Annotated in this window: 11 protein-coding genes; all 11 read right to left on the bottom strand. The window is 36.2% G+C overall.

Features of this window, described 5'->3' with window-relative positions; translation table 11 throughout:
* Positions 1–39: 39 nt before the first annotated feature.
* A complete protein-coding gene (locus H4O20_RS05415; RefSeq protein WP_185098511.1) occupies positions 40–4695 on the bottom strand; it encodes a GEVED domain-containing protein in 4656 nt (1551 codons plus the stop codon).
* 149 nt (positions 4696–4844) lie between these two features.
* Positions 4845–5663 carry an enoyl-ACP reductase gene (locus H4O20_RS05410; protein ID WP_185098510.1) on the bottom strand — a complete coding sequence of 273 codons (819 nt, stop codon included), beginning with the start codon at positions 5661–5663 and terminating at the stop codon, positions 4845–4847.
* Between the two features lie 81 nt (positions 5664–5744).
* Positions 5745–7397, bottom strand: a complete 1653-nt coding sequence (gene recN / locus H4O20_RS05405; protein WP_139855128.1) for a DNA repair protein RecN — start codon at positions 7395–7397, stop codon at positions 5745–5747.
* A 104-nt stretch (positions 7398–7501) separates the two neighbouring features.
* Positions 7502–8392: a DUF4835 family protein gene (locus H4O20_RS05400; RefSeq protein WP_139855127.1), complete on the bottom strand. Its 891-nt coding sequence runs from the start codon at positions 8390–8392 to the stop codon at positions 7502–7504.
* Positions 8385–9611, bottom strand: coding sequence for a bifunctional phosphopantothenoylcysteine decarboxylase/phosphopantothenate--cysteine ligase CoaBC (gene coaBC, locus H4O20_RS05395; RefSeq protein WP_139855126.1), 1227 nt, complete (start codon positions 9609–9611; stop codon positions 8385–8387). Before coaBC ends, H4O20_RS05400 begins: the two co-directional genes overlap by 8 nt.
* Before the next feature lie 77 nt (positions 9612–9688).
* Positions 9689–10018 carry a DNA-directed RNA polymerase subunit omega gene (locus tag H4O20_RS05390; protein ID WP_139855125.1) on the bottom strand — a complete coding sequence of 110 codons (330 nt, stop codon included), beginning with the start codon at positions 10016–10018 and terminating at the stop codon, positions 9689–9691.
* A 10-nt stretch (positions 10019–10028) separates the two neighbouring features.
* Entirely contained in the window at positions 10029–10838 is an 810-nt protein-coding gene (locus H4O20_RS05385) for an outer membrane protein assembly factor BamD (RefSeq protein WP_139855124.1), read from the bottom strand.
* A 138-nt stretch (positions 10839–10976) separates the two neighbouring features.
* Complete coding sequence (gene dapA / locus H4O20_RS05380; RefSeq protein WP_139855123.1) at positions 10977–11852, bottom strand: 4-hydroxy-tetrahydrodipicolinate synthase; 876 nt, start codon at positions 11850–11852, stop codon at positions 10977–10979.
* A 37-nt stretch (positions 11853–11889) separates the two neighbouring features.
* The gene (locus H4O20_RS05375) at positions 11890–12405 is read right to left on the bottom strand and encodes a hypothetical protein (protein WP_139855122.1); all 516 of its coding nucleotides are present in this window, start codon (positions 12403–12405) and stop codon (positions 11890–11892) included.
* 135 nt (positions 12406–12540) lie between these two features.
* Positions 12541–14538: an NAD-dependent DNA ligase LigA gene (gene ligA / locus H4O20_RS05370; protein ID WP_139855121.1), complete on the bottom strand. Its 1998-nt coding sequence runs from the start codon at positions 14536–14538 to the stop codon at positions 12541–12543.
* 129 nt (positions 14539–14667) lie between these two features.
* Positions 14668–15258, bottom strand: coding sequence for a TIGR00730 family Rossman fold protein (locus H4O20_RS05365; RefSeq protein ID WP_139855120.1), 591 nt, complete (start codon positions 15256–15258; stop codon positions 14668–14670).
* Positions 15259–15317 lie beyond the last annotated feature (59 nt).

Genomic DNA, 15317 nt, shown 5'->3' with positions numbered 1-15317 from the left:
TTCGCAGGTGGTCTTTAAATAAAATTAAACTATTAAAACTTAATTTTTAATAACCCTGTAAGATCCAGTTTGTCCATTAGCAGTTACTCGCATAATGTACGTACCAGTACTAAGGCTTGAAACATCTAATTGTGATGTCGTAGCATTAATTTGGGCATCAATCACTCTTTGTCCTAACATATTGAAAAGAGCAACAGACTCAATGTTGTCTACGCTGTTCATATTCAATATTGTGGTAGTTGGATTCGGATAGAAAGAGAAACCTTCAATAGTATTGTCAGCAATACCTAAGTTGGTTCCATCAATTACTATATCAGTTTCAGCACCATTATTTAATACAAAAACATAGTATGCTTGACCTGCAACAGTATTAATAGATGCAGAAGTACCTGGAGCACATTGGTTAGTATTTTGGTCTACCAATGTAAGATCAGTCTCTACTGCATTTTCGTTAGGTGCAGTATAGAAGGTTACTGAGCTTGCTCCTCCTGGAGTTACGATGGTTGCAGTTGCAGTTCCATCTCCAGTTGGCACAAAGTTATACCATACACCGTTTGCTCCTGTAAGATCACATCCATTAGGATTACCATCCTCTGTTGTAGCTGCAGGCATATTAACCTGAGGATCTGTATAAGGGAATCCTATTTCATCTACATCAATAGAGTTAGCAATCTTATCGTTTGGTGGTGGAACTGGTGCACATGTAATATCAGCTTCCCATCCTGAATACGCAAATGACCCATCACTCATAAATACGAAGGTAAGAGCTCCACTTGGATGTGTAGATGTGAATGGTCCTGGAATAGTACTACCCCAATATCCTCCTGGAGGGAATCCACCTGTTGTACCAGGATTTCCACTAGAAATAATAGGAGCAGTTGCATCAGGTCCATCATAAACATATAATGCATCCCAATTAGCTTCTGTTTCAAAAGATAAGAAAGTTACAGTAACAACATCACCAGAAACATCAGGTACTATTGTAGTTGTAATATTTGCAGAGTTGCTATAATCTCCATTTGGACCTCCATCATCGTAGAATTTATCTCCACAAGCTGGTGGGGTTGCAAATGTAACAGGTCCTGCATGAGTACTCAAGCCATCTACGGTTCCACAGTCTGCAACAACGTAGAAGTCATAATTCATTCCACTAGTTAAACCTGTAGCAGTTGCAGAAGTTGTCCCTGAAGGAGTAGTACCTGTAACCACTGGTGTATCTGTAGTTGGATTTGCTCCAGCATCAAAAATGTACCAGATATAACCATTACTAGCATTTGGTTCGCCAGTCCAAGATAAATCTACAGACGTTGGAGTAATGTTAGTTACGCTAAGGAATGTTGGTTCAGGACAAGTAGGTGGATCTAAAGTCTCTCCTACAGATGCCCAAGCAACTTGAGTAGTAGCTGCAGTAGTTACGATAGGACCAATTAAAGTTGTCATACCTGTACTTAAATCTACTGAACGCCATTCTGCTTGGAATGTATCACTATTAAAAGCAGCCATATAAACTGTGTCAGTTGTAGGATCCCATGCCATACCTTGTCCAAAATTCGCAACAAACCCAATATTACCAATCGGTGTTGATGCTGCAGTTGCAAGGTCTACTGAGTGGAAAGTATCAGTAACTAGATCATACGTGTACCCTACTCCATTACCGTCAATTGCAAGAGCAATCGGAAGGTCTGCAGCTGGCATATTCATAGCTCCAACCAATGTAGCGGTAACTGCTACTGGGTCTACAGTATAAAGGCTATTTCCTGCAAGCGCATAGAGGATTCCAGAAGTTTGGTCGAATTCCATTCCAACCCAGTCTCCAGGAATATTACCTAGCGCAGTATAAATACCTGTAACAACATCGAAAGAGAAGAAATCACCTCCGTTGTCTAGTACGTATCCTGTTGTTGGATTTGCAGGATCGATTGCACCCGCATTTTCAAAATTAACTGTTACTGGAGATGACCCAAAAACTTCAGTATTCTGAGGCGTCGCTACTCCAAAACCTATTAATTCTAGGTTTCCATTATTAATACCGTATACGGTAGTTAATGGACCTGGTCCACCACCGCCACCAATTGGCTCACAAGTACCCTCAAAACTATATACACCTTCTAATGTTGAATCAACTACGTATCCTCCACCTAGACCATCGTCATAAGCTTCGCCATATCCAATAGTTCCAGCAGTAGAATTTTCCCAAAAAGTATTACTTCCATCTGTTGGCTCAAGAGATAAACCTATCCAATAAGTAGTATCTGCACCATTTTGTCCAGGTAAATCAACATCAGCTATATCAAGTACTACACTCCAAGCATCAAATCCAAAGTTACTTCCAATAACTGTTTGTGAATCTGGAACTAAGTTTGTTTGCGAAGTAATTAATGCTCCAGGAGCGCCAGAACCATCGTCTGCGTAAATAAACACATCAACATTATCAGCATTAACACCAGAACCTTGAGCTCCAATAAATGCTGTTATTGTAATTGACTCTAAAGTCATATTCTCACCATCAGCAACAGTTAAGTCATTAGCCGCAATTCTGCCTAAGTTTTTCAGGAAACTCTTACCATTTTCAAGACCATTACTCGGACCTGTAGTAACACAAGGACCTCCTGTTCCGCCGCCGCCAATTGGCTCACAAGTACCATCGAAGGTATATACACCTTCTAATGTTGAATCAATTACATATCCTCCACCTAGACCATCGTCATAAGCTTCCCCATATCCAATAACTCCAGCAGTAGAATTTTCCCAAAAAGTATTACTCCCGTCTGTTGGCTCAAGGGATAAACCTATCCAATAAGTAGTATCTGCACCATTTTGTCCAGGCAGATCAACATCAGCTATATCAAGTACCACACTCCAAGCATCAAATCCAAAGTTACTTCCAATAACTGTTTGTGAATCTGGAACTAAGTTTGTTTGCGAAGTAATTAATGCTCCAGGAGCGCCAGAACCATCGTCTGCGTAAATAAATACATCAACATTATCAGCATTAACTCCAGAACCTTGAGCTCCAATAAATGCTGTTATTGTAATTGACTCTAAAGTCATATTCTCACCGTCAACGACAGTTAAGTCATGAGCAACAATACGTCCTAAATTTTTAAGGAAACTCTTTCCGTTTTCAAAACCGTTACTCGGGCCTGTAGTAGCACAAGGACCTCCTGTTCCACCACCACCTGCAGCAGTTACATTAATAGTATAGTCTTCGGCTTGTCCATAGCTTGAACCTGGATCACATGAATCTGGTGCATAACTAGGTAAGAATTTCTTTATAACTCGCATTCTAGTTGGACCTTCAAGAACCCCAGCTGGCACATCAATAGTCCCTGTGGCTTGTTGTCCGTCTGTACCATTAGAACCAACTATAGTCCCTATTTCATATCTTTCACTGGCATTATCCAAAATGCCGTCTTGATTCCAATCTATAAATACAGTAAAACTATTTGTAAAACTTCCACCTGTATTACCTTCTAAGGCAATTGGATAAGACATTCCTTCTTCCATATCACCGCTAATTGCAGTAAAATCTTCATGTGCAGGAGATCCATCAATCGTAGCATCGGAAACATTACTAATTCCTGCTACCTCGACTAAGGTAATAGGCTCTACACCATTGTTAAATTCTAATGGTCCACAATATGGAGCAGGAAAAGATCCTCCTCCTCCACCAGAAAGAACTTCAACTTCCCATCCACAAGTATTTACTACTGAAGTGGCATAAAACTCAAAAGTTAAAGCACCAGTTGTAGATGTAAATACAGCTGATCCATTTGCAGCTATCATCCCTGCAAGCTCATCTGTATCGCTATTTAAGTTGCTATCGTAAATTTGAGGTGAACTTGTGTCTGGACCATCATAAATATTTAAGTAATCAAAATTTCCAAATACTCTAAACGATAAAAATTCTACAGAAAGATCAGCACCTGTCAATGTAGTAACTGTAGCACAACCACAGTTAGGATAATCACCAGGATCTCCTGAGGAGGTAGTAGAACAATCACCACCCGGTCCTCCAGTCGTACCATCAGATGGGTCATAAAAGAAATCCCCTGGTACTACTGCAAAAGTTTCAGTTGCACCTGCAGTAGGTACAATTTGAGATAAAACTCTGTTTTGAATCGCTTGATTTTGAACGTTAAAATTAGGAGTACTTCTTTGCTGTGCAGCAGCTTCAGCAGCTAAGATCTCTGCTTGCTCTAAAGATGTAAGGGCAATAGCGTTTTGATATCTCGGATTATTGCCAACATAGCCATTTGCAATGGCCTGTTCTGAAAGTGTAAGTGGCGCATCCGATATTCTTGCAGAATTACCGTTATTAGAAGATCTTTGGTAAAATGGATTCGTGTTTACCGTACCATTTAATCTTGATAATTCTAAAAGACTATTCGGTGCATCAGAACTGATATTTGAGTTTACACCTCTTACACTATTTGTAGTGCTATTTTGAGCTTTAAAATAGGAACGCAACATTTGCTGCTCCTCTGTCGTAAAATGATCGGAAATAGAACCATTATACTTCCCGACATTATTATACCTTACCAACAAATCCTGTATGGAGGAGTTGGATTTTTTCTGGACTTCTGTCTTCGTGGTACCGGTAACGGTCGTCGAAGTAGAAGGCTGAGTAACCTGGGCATTCATCGTAAGCGCAAGCAAGCCGATGAAGCACCCAATGAGAGTACTTTTCTTCATAATTTGATAAGTATTTAGTTAATAATACTTTAAATGTATTTAAAAAATTGTTAACAAACAAAAGATACAATAACAAATTTGATGACAAAAAGAAAATCCTGTACAGTAAATTGCACAGGATTGATGATTTCGTTAAAAATTTAGAATTTTTATTTCCTTTCAACAAAAGCTTCCATTACGGCATCGCTTACTCCCATATTAGAGAAACCACCATCGTTATACAAGTTCTGTAAGGTTACTCTTTTAGTAAGATCGCTAAACATTGCTACCGTATAATTTGCACAGTCAAGAGCAGTTGCATTTCCTAATGGCGACATTTTATCAGCATAGCTCATAAAGCCATCAAAACCTTTTACTCCCTGTCCAGCTGTAGTTGGAGTAGGAGATTGAGAAATTGTGTTTACACGCACCTTTTTATCACGCCCAAAGAAATACCCAAAACTACGCGCAATACTCTCTAAATACGCTTTATTGTCGGCCATATCATTATAGTCTGGAAACACACGCTGGGATGCCATATAGGTTAGCGCAATAATACTACCCCACTCATTCATAGCATCTTTCTGATATAACACTTGCATAGTTTTATGAAATGAACCGGCCGAAATATCCCATCCTTTATGCGTAAAGTCGTAATTCTGATTTGTATAATGGTTACCTTTTCGAACGTTTACCGACATCCCTATTGAATGCAATACGAAATCTAATTTACCGCCTAAAATTTCAGTTGCCTTAGTAACTAGATTCTCAAGGTCTTCCAAGTTTGTTGCATCTGCTGGAATAACCTCAGAATTTGTTTTTTCAGCAAGTTCTTTTATTTGGCCCATACGCAGAGCGATAGGCGCGTTAGTAAGCACAAAGCTCCCACCTTCTTCATGTACGCGCTCAGCAGTTTTCCATGCTATAGAATTTTCGTCAAGAGCTCCAAAGATGATTCCACGCTTTCCTTTAAGTAAATTATAAGACATATTTTAAATGTTAATAGTTATCAATATATAATAGTGTAATGCTAATATAAAAGTACACACTTTGAATCGTAAAGATACATTTTAATTCAATAATTCTTTGGCATTAGCCATCGCTGCTTCGGTTACTTTTTTGCCACCAAGCATTTGGGCAATTTCTACAATTCGTTCATCTGTATTTAATACCTTAAGATGAGTAGTTGTTATATTTTTTACATCTTCCTTGTAAATCTTAATATGCTGTTCACCTTTTGCTGCTATTTGCGGTAAATGCGTAATACTAATCAACTGCATTTTATCACCCATATTTCGCATTATAACTGCCATTTTATTAGCTACTTCTCCCGAAACTCCAGTATCTATCTCATCAAAAACAATGGTTGGCAGTTTTTTATATGATGCTAGTACTGCTTTTATTGCAAGCATTATTCTACTCATTTCACCACCTGAAGCAACTTTTCTCAAGGGGCCAAATGCTAAACCTTTATTTGCAGTAAACAACAACTGTAATGAATCGGTCCCACTCCCTTTAAAAGTTTCTGAAGCCACAAGCTCAAATTTAAATTGTGCATTCGGCAAACCTAAAGGAACTAGTGTTTCTTCAAGCTTTTTCTTTAAAACCGGAATAGCCTTTTCTCTTTTACTATGGAGCGAATTTGCAGTTTGTAAAGCTTTAGATCGAAGCGTAGATATTTGCTTTTCTAAGTCTTCAATTTCAGCATCTAATCCTAAAGTCGTATTTACTTTTTCTTCAAGATTTTTTTCTATCACAATTAATTCTGCGACCGTAGCAACAGCGTGTTTTTGCTGAAGTTTATATAGTGTTTGTAATTTTTCATTTATCCTAAAAAGTTCTTCAGGATTAGCTTCAATTTTTTCTGAAGTATTTGCTGCTTCAGCTCCTATATCTTCAAGTTCGAGAATAACGCTGTTTAAACGCTCCCATAAACTTTCAAATGATGTTGAATACTCTTTAATTTTTCCTAATACTACTCGAGCTTCTTTAGCTGTAGAAATTGAACCAATTTGCTCTTGGTCTAACAACTGATTAACAGTAATAAACGCTTCTTGAATAGATTCGGCATTATTAAGAGTTTCGTACTCTTCTTCCAATTCTGCTTGATCGATTTTATCAAGACCTGCTTGCTGTAATTCGTTATAGAGAAAACTATTGTAATCTAATTCTTTAGCAGCTTCTTCCTTTTGGTGTTTTAGCACCGTTAGTTTTTCTGAAACTTTTTTATAGTCTGAAAACTGTGATTGGTAAGTGTTTAATAATTCATCATTTCCAGCCAAAGCATCTATCACCTCCATCTGAAAACTTTCAGAAACCACTTCTAAAGTTTCGTGTTGACTATGAATATCTATTAAATATGGTGATAAGGCCTGAAGTTGAGATAAAGCCACTGGAGTATCATTGACAAATGCTCTTGATTTACCACTAGGCAAAATCTCTCTTCGAATAATAGTATGAGAGTCGTAATCTAAATCATTTTCTTCAAAAATGGATTGTAAGTCATAATTTTCAACTGAAAAATGACCTTCAATTATACATTTTTTTGAAGAATCTTTTATGTTGCTTAAATCTGCTCTTTTACCAAGAAGCATGGCTAAAGCACCTAGAAGTATCGACTTTCCTGCTCCAGTTTCACCAGTTATAATAGTTAATCCCTTTTGAAGATCTACACGTATATCTTCAATAAGCGCATAGTTTTTTATGGCAAGGGTAGTTAACATATTTTAAATGTATGACATTAAAATTAAGTAGTGAGAAGTTAAGAGGTTAGATTAAGTAAGAACTAATATTCTCGCGTTTAACCGTATGTAGTTTAACGTTGAAGTTAATACTTAATCTCAGACCAATTGCTGCGTTTTGTAGGGGCAAGTCTATTTAAGTTTTCTACTAGTTTAGTAATATCAACTTTTGGACCTCCACTGAAAACAGCTTGAATTTCATCGGTTTTTGCATCAAAGAAAGTACGAACTAAATACGAATTTGGACGTCTATCGCTAATTCCTTTTAATCTATTAATAGCATCGGCTATAACTTTTTTCCCTTCTAATTGATTAGACTCCATTTTATCCATTCCTTCACGGTGATACATATACATTGCATCGTGAAAATCTTTATAAACAGAAGATAATAAAGCATCGTTATAACTATATCTTGTTTGGTTACCATCAGTAGCTTTCCATCCAGAATAACTACTAGAAGCTGCAGTACTCGTTATTTGTTTAGCGATTTCAAAATAAGGCTTTCCTCCTTCAGGGCTAAACGTATCGGCATCAAGCCCGATTACTGTATAAACGTGAAATGCAATAACCGAAATAAGGTTAGAATCGAATGAGTTAAGATTAAGCGCTAATGGTTCAAATTCCTTATATCTAAAAGAAACCTGCTTGTCGTAATAGTTGTAAACAGGACTGTCATAAGTAGATCCATAAACAGGTCTTGAAGATTGTATTTGAAGTGTTCCACTAAAAGTCTCACCTTCGTAACTATTGATCACCAAGGTCATATTACAATCAATTCTTTCTTGGTTTTTATAAACTTTATCTGTCCATTTTGTATTGTTTATAAACTCAAGTAATTGACTCTGTAGTGTGCTAAAAACCTGAAGGTTTGGTTGTCCTGTTTTTTCAGCATCAACAGTTACCGTACAATTTAATTCTTGCGCAGTTGCAGGAACTATAATTGCGGTGCATAGTATAAAAAATAATAGTTTACGCATGGATGTTTTCTATAATATATTCTAAAATATCTTTAGCTACTTCTTTTTTAGGTTTAACAGGGAAAGGCAACATTTTATTGTCTTTAGCTATTAAAGTAACTTTATTGGTGTCCGATTTAAAACCAGCACCTTTATCTCGTAGCGAATTTAGCACAATTAAATCTAAATTCTTTTTTTTGAGTTTCGATTTTGCATTTTCTTCTTCGTTTTGAGTTTCCAATGCAAATCCAACTAGAAATTGCTTTTTCTTAATCGCACCAAGTGAAGCAAGTATGTCTTTTGTTTTTGTAAGTTCTATTGTAAGATTATCCGTTTTCTTTTTAATCTTTTCTGAAGAAACTTCTGCGGGTCTGTAATCTGCAACTGCTGCACTTAGTATTGCGATATCACTTGTATCAAAATATTTGTGAGCCGCTTGATACATTTCTTCTGCCGAAGTAATACGAATTAATTTTACAAAATCATTCTCCAGCTTTAATGCAGATGGTCCAGAAATCAGAACAACCTCAGCACCTAATTCCGCTGCTGTTTCGGCAATGGAATACCCCATTTTCCCGCTAGAGTGATTTCCTATAAATCGAACAGGATCAATAGCTTCATAGGTTGGACCTGCAGTGATTAAAATGTTCTTACCCCGAAGTGGAAGCTTTCCAAGAATATCATTTTCTAAGAAAGAAACAATGTCTTCAGGCTCTGCCATTCTTCCTTGACCTACTAACCCACTCGCAAGTTCACCAAAAGCCGCAGGAATCTGAATATTCCCAAAACTTTCTAATTTTTCAAAAGTTTGATTTGTAGTTGGATGCTGATACATATCCAAATCCATTGCCGGAGCGTAATAGACAGGACATTTTGCAGAAAGATAGCAAGCGAGTAACAAATTATCGCAGCCTCCATTTGCCATTTTAGAAAGTGTATTTGCAGTAGCTGGTGCAATCAACATCAAGTCTGCCCAAAGTGCTAACTCAACGTGGTTATTCCACTGTGCTTCACGATTGCTTTCGGTGTCAGTTTCTTCATTTGTAAAAGAAGAAAACACTTCGTTTTTAGAAAGCGTGGCAAGCGTTAAAGGTGTAACAAATTCTTTTGCAGAAGAAGTCATTACTACTTTTACGTTAGCTCCCTTTTTCACAAGAAGCCTAACTAAAAAAGCTGCTTTGTACGCGGCAATCCCGCCGGTAATGCCAAGCAAGATATTTTTCCGGTTCAAAACAGACATTATCTAATTTTTCAGATTATAAATATATAGCTCAAAGCTAAAATAATTTTCAACTTTGAGCTATTTCTTTTACACTTTTACTCTACTACTTCATCAGCAGTATTTCTGTAGTAAATTTTATTTTCTAACCATTCCTGCACTGCTAAAGCGTGTGGTTTTGGCAATCTTTCGTAGAATTTTGAAACCTCTATTTGTTCTTTGTTTTCAAAAATCTCCTCTAAACTATCGTTATAAGTTGCAAACTCATCTAGTTTTTCTAAAAGCTCTTTCTTAATATCGCCGTTTATTTGCGTAGCTCTTTTCGAAATAATAGAAATAGCTTCGTAAATGTTGTTTGTTGGAGCATCAATTAAGTTTTTGTCTAAAGTGACAGTGTTAACAGGTGCTTCTGAGTTTTTAATATCCATAGTAAATTAATTAAATAGTAGGTGTTGTTTCTTCGGTTACAGTTCTGCGCTCTATATCTTCATATATTTCAACAGCTTCAGAGGCTAAATCTGTATCCTTGTAATATTTCATAAAATTTTTATAGTGCCCTTTTGCAATATCTAATCGCTCTTGTACCAAACTTGGAATACTATTTATTGCAAGTTTATAAGCTGAAACGAAACGATTAAAAAATGCTTCTCTTCTATAAATAGATCCAGGATTATCTGTTATAAAGTTATCGAAAGCTTCAATTGCAGACTTGTAATCCTCTACATGTAGATATTGTGCTGCAGTTTTGAATTCTTTTTTCTCAAGTTTTTCACGCAATTCGGCAACAAGTTCGTTAGCCTCCATTCTCTTATCAGAGTTTGGATATGTGTTTATAAACTCCTGAAGTTTTTCCAACCCTTTATGAGTGTCTCTTTGGTCTAATGAAAACCTAGGTGAAAGTTCGTAAAAACTTTTTGCCGATTTAAACGATGCAACCTCAACACTATCACTTTGTGGATAAGCTTGGGTAAAACGCTCAAACTGATAACCAGCAAGGTAATAATCTTCTAAGTTGTAATACGTATTTGCATAGATAAACATTAGTTTTTCACCTTGTGGTTTACCTCTATATAACGGAACAATTTGTTCCATCAATTTTAAACCTTTACGGTATTTACCCATTTGATAGAGCGAATCTGCAAAAGCGTATTTCTTACCAATATCATCCTTACGCAACACCTCTTGGTATTGGCTACAAGATGAAAGTAAAATTGTAAGACAAAGTATTATAAAAAAAGGTAATCTCATGGGCTTAAAAAACATCGTGCAAAAATAGGCAATTAAACGGGATTCAACAAAACTTATTATTACGCTAAATTATTGCCCTAAAAGCTATTATTTGCACACCTTTTGAAAAATTTAACGCAATACCGAATTCTTAGAGTACTAGAAATCCTGAACGAAAGAATCTATTTTGGCTCTCAATCCATCACTTACACCAACTAGGGGTAGCCTTACAGTATCATTACAAATTCCTAATTTTTGGAATACAGCTTTAATTCCAGCTGGGTTTCCTTCTGCAAAAATATAATCGATTGCAGGAGTAATTTTATAGTGAATTTCATAAGCTTCATCTACTTTTTTATCAAGACCAAGCTTCACCATTTTTGAAAATTCTTTTGGAAATCCTTCTCCTATAACCGATATAACTCCAGCACCACCAGCAAGCACCATAGGCAAGGTAATCATATCGTCGCCAGAAATAACTAAGAAATCTTTTGGGCAGCCAGAAATCAATTTCATAGCCTGAACAATATCTCCCGCAGCTTCTTTAATCGCCACAATTTTATCAAAATCATTCGCCAAACGAACTACAGTCTCAGGCAACATATTTGATGCTGTTCTACCAGGAACATTATATAAAATCACAGGAAGTGGAGCTTCTTTTGCTATGGCAGCAAAATGCTGATAAATTCCTTCCTGCGTTGGTTTGTTGTAAAAAGGAGACACTGAAAGTATTGCAGTAAAAGCAGAAAGATCACGTTTATTCATTTCAGCAATAACCTCTTTAGTGTTGTTACCTCCAATGCCTATTACCAAAGGAAGTCTTCCGTTATTTATAGAAACTACGGTATCAATAACCAACTGCTTCTCTTCTTTAGACAAGGTCGCACTTTCTGCTGTAGTTCCAAGAACTACTAAGTAATCGATACCATTATCAATATTGAAGTTTACTACATTTTTAAGTCCTTCTACATCAACCGAAAAATCACTCTTAAATGGGGTGATTAACGCAACTCCAGTCCCTATTAATTCTTTCATTTTAGTGTTTTATTATTTATTAAGATTACAGTGCAACCTATATTTTTTTTAAGATTTTTAAATATTTAGTTACCTCAGCTTTAAAGTCAGCTTTATTTTTCGGATCTACAGCCAACATCAAGTCAAAAAGTCTTTCATCTGCTCCATTAAATCCTATTTTAAATTTTGCTTTGCTTTGTGCAATTAAGGCATCTAAAAAATCATTTTCCGTATTTGTAAACCCAATTAATACATCAAAATCGAAATCGAGAAATTCTCTAGCTATTTGATTATTAATATCACCTCTCCAGTTAAACTCTTTATTCGTAATTTGGTTTTGCCTTAATGTGGGTAGCTTTTTTCGGGTCTCCATAAAAGTAAAGACCCTAATATCTTTTCTTTGCAAACCAAGGGAGACTCCAAGATCATAAAATCTTTCAAAGTCGTCAAAATAAGACTCATCAACCAGAAAACCTAAAGACTTTAAAGGCGTATTTCTTTGAGAAAAATCGCGTGATTCTAAGCTTTTTGCAGTTTGATTTTTTAAAGATTTAAGTTTGATTTTTTTCAGCATTGAAAGCATAATTTTGCCTCTCAAAAATAATATATTTAAGGATTATTAGACCTTCAAATTGAAATTCATTTTTGAAGTTTTTAATTCCAATTTTAACATGGTTTATTTATGAAAACTTTTAATCTATATTTCCTACTAAAAGCCAATCATTTCAAGAAAATTGTCTTCAGAGATAATTGCCACACCTAAGCTTTCAGCTTTGGTTCTTTTACTAGGTCCCATATTGTCTCCTGCTACTACAAAATTTGTTTTAGAAGAGATAGAACTTGAAATTTTCCCTCCATTATCTTCAATTAGCTTTTTGAGCTCATTACGAGAAACCTTTGTAAAGACGCCAGAAACCACAAAAACCTGTCCGTTTAAAGTGTCTGTTTGATTGGCAAGTTCGTCGGCAGAAATCTCTAGCTGAACGCCGTAGCTTTTCAATCTTTCAATGATAGTAAGGTTTTCTTCTGAAGCGAAAAACGACACTACACTTTGAGCAATACGCTCTCCAATTTCATCTACAGTAACTAAATCTGTTTCCGAAGCATTAATTAGAGCATCAATCGTTTTGTAGTGTTTTGCTAGTTTTTTAGCCACTGTTTCTCCAACGTAACGAATTCCTAAGCCAAAAAGAACCCTTTCAAAAGGTATTTGTTTTGAAGCTTCAATCCCGTTTACAATATTCTCGGCACTTTTTTGCGCCATTCGCTCTAACGGAATAATTTGTTCAGATTTTAAAAGATATAGATCGGCGTAGTTATTTATCAATCCATTGTTTACCAACAATGCAACCGTTTCGCCTCCTAATCCTTCTATATCCATCGCTTTTCGCGAGATAAAATGTTGAATTCTACCAATAATTTGAGGCGGGCAACCTTCAGCATTAGGACAATAATGTTGCGCCTCACCTTCTGTACGCACTAACGGTGTACTACATTCTGGACACTCACTTATATATTGAGTGGGCTGCGAATTAGGGTCTCTTTGCGTAAAATCTACTCCAATAATCTTCGGAATAATCTCTCCTCCTTTTTCTACAAAAACCGTATCGCGCTCTCGAACATCGAGTTTTTCAATCTGATCTGCATTGTGAAGCGAAGCTCTTTTTACAATAGTTCCAGCCAATTCAACCGCCTCTAAGTTTGCAACTGGAGTAATTGCTCCCGTTCGCCCAACTTGATAGGTGATTTGATTTAAAACCGTGGAAACCTGCTCTGCTTTAAATTTATAAGCCATTGCCCAACGTGGAGATTTTGCTGTATAACCCAGCTCTTCTTGTTGTTGAAGGTTGTTAACTTTTACAACAACCCCATCTGTTTCATAAGGTAATTCGTGGCGATGGATATCCCAATAATTAACAAAAGCCAAGACCTCATCCAAACTTTTTGCCAGTTTGGCTTCAGTTGGCACTTTAAAACCCCACTGTCTTGCTTTTTCTAAACTCTCAAATTGGGTTTTTATAGGAAGCCTTACCCCCACTAAACTATACAACAAACATTCTAACGGACGTTTTGCCACTTCGGCACTATCTTGAAGTTTTAAACTACCCGATGCGGTGTTTCGTGGATTTCTATAAGGTTCTTCTCCTGCTTCTACTCTTTCGGCATTCATCTTTGTAAAACCTTCAAAAGGCAAAACAATTTCACCTCGAATATCAAATAATGGCGGATAATCTCCTTTTAATTGTAAAGGAACAGAACGTATGGTTTTTACATTTGCCGTAACATCATCCCCCTGAAAACCATCACCACGAGTAACAGCTTTTACAAGCTTACCATCTTCATAAGTAAGACTTATTGAAGCTCCATCGTACTTTAGCTCACAAGTGAATTCCACATTGCCATCCACCATTTTTTCAATACGCTTTTCCCAATCCTCTAAATCTTCTTTTGAATAAGAATTATCCAAAGAATACATTCTGAAAGTATGCGGAATGGTTTTAAAATTTTTAGTGATTTCACCACCAACTCTTAATGTTGGCGAATTTGGATCGTGAAATTCTGGATGTGCTTTTTCTAAATCTTGAAGTTGTTTCAGTTTTTGATCAAATTCAAAATCGGTAATAGTTGGATTATCAAGCACGTAGTAGTTGTAGTTATGCTCTCTTAACTCGTTTCGAAGCGATGTAATTTGCTGTTCAATATTCATAGAACAAATATAAAACTAAAGCACTATTATAAAAGAGAAGAGACCTATTTTACACATCGAAAAAAGCAAAACTCTTCTAATTCATTCATAAAACCTTAAATTAAAGAACAACTTTGATATAGACAATCCCTACGTTCTATCTTCATTCAACCATTTTGGCTGATCTGTAGGCTTAAATTTCTCCATTTTATTAAGAAGTTGCTGAGGATTAGAATCTACTAAAAGCAAATTGTAATTATCCATAGAAAGGAATCCTTTACGCACCATGGTTTCCAGCATTTTTACAAGATCGTTGTAAAAACCATTGACATTTAATAACCCAATTGGTTTTGAATGCAAACCAAGCTGAAGCCAAGTAATAATTTCAAAAAGCTCTTCTAAAGTTCCCATTCCTCCAGGTAGTGCAATAAAACCATCGCTATTTTCCTGCATTTTTAATTTGCGTTGATGCATATTATCGGTAGTTATGAGCTCAGTAAGTCCTAGGTGAACAACTTCCTTTTTCTTTAAAAAGTTTGGAATTATCCCCATTACCTTTCCTTTGTTATCCAAAACGCTTTTTGCTATAACTCCCATCACGCCAATCTTCGCAGCTCCATATACCAATGTTATATTTCTTTCAACGAATATTTTTCCTAGTTTTTCAGCAGCAGCAGTTATTGCAAGATCATTACCTTCACTGCTTCCACAGAAAACACATATTTTTTCAAGTTTATTCATAATCAAATCTCTTTGCTCGGTTATAATGGCTTTTTGCGCTAAAGCATCGAATTCTAAGT

This window comes from Aequorivita sp. 609 (assembly GCF_014212065.1).
GTDB lineage: Bacteria > Bacteroidota > Bacteroidia > Flavobacteriales > Flavobacteriaceae > Aequorivita > Aequorivita sinensis.
This window is presented reverse-complemented; position numbering and strand designations above follow the sequence as displayed.

What these genes read in the sequence shown, in the direction of transcription:
- H4O20_RS05415 (WP_185098511.1), bottom strand. Translation starts at nt 4,695, where the DNA reads ATGAAGAAAAGTACTCTCATTGGGTGCTTCATCGGCTTGCTTGCGCTT.
- H4O20_RS05410 (WP_185098510.1), bottom strand. Translation starts at nt 5,663, where the DNA reads ATGTCTTATAATTTACTTAAAGGAAAGCGTGGAATCATCTTTGGAGCT.
- recN (WP_139855128.1), bottom strand. Translation starts at nt 7,397, where the DNA reads ATGTTAACTACCCTTGCCATAAAAAACTATGCGCTTATTGAAGATATA.
- H4O20_RS05400 (WP_139855127.1), bottom strand. Translation starts at nt 8,392, where the DNA reads ATGCGTAAACTATTATTTTTTATACTATGCACCGCAATTATAGTTCCT.
- coaBC (WP_139855126.1), bottom strand. Translation starts at nt 9,611, where the DNA reads ATGTCTGTTTTGAACCGGAAAAATATCTTGCTTGGCATTACCGGCGGG.
- H4O20_RS05390 (WP_139855125.1), bottom strand. Translation starts at nt 10,018, where the DNA reads ATGGATATTAAAAACTCAGAAGCACCTGTTAACACTGTCACTTTAGAC.
- H4O20_RS05385 (WP_139855124.1), bottom strand. Translation starts at nt 10,838, where the DNA reads ATGAGATTACCTTTTTTTATAATACTTTGTCTTACAATTTTACTTTCA.
- dapA (WP_139855123.1), bottom strand. Translation starts at nt 11,852, where the DNA reads ATGAAAGAATTAATAGGGACTGGAGTTGCGTTAATCACCCCATTTAAG.
- H4O20_RS05375 (WP_139855122.1), bottom strand. Translation starts at nt 12,405, where the DNA reads ATGCTGAAAAAAATCAAACTTAAATCTTTAAAAAATCAAACTGCAAAA.
- ligA (WP_139855121.1), bottom strand. Translation starts at nt 14,538, where the DNA reads ATGAATATTGAACAGCAAATTACATCGCTTCGAAACGAGTTAAGAGAG.
- H4O20_RS05365 (WP_139855120.1), bottom strand. Translation starts at nt 15,258, where the DNA reads ATGAATAAACTTGAAAAAATATGTGTTTTCTGTGGAAGCAGTGAAGGT.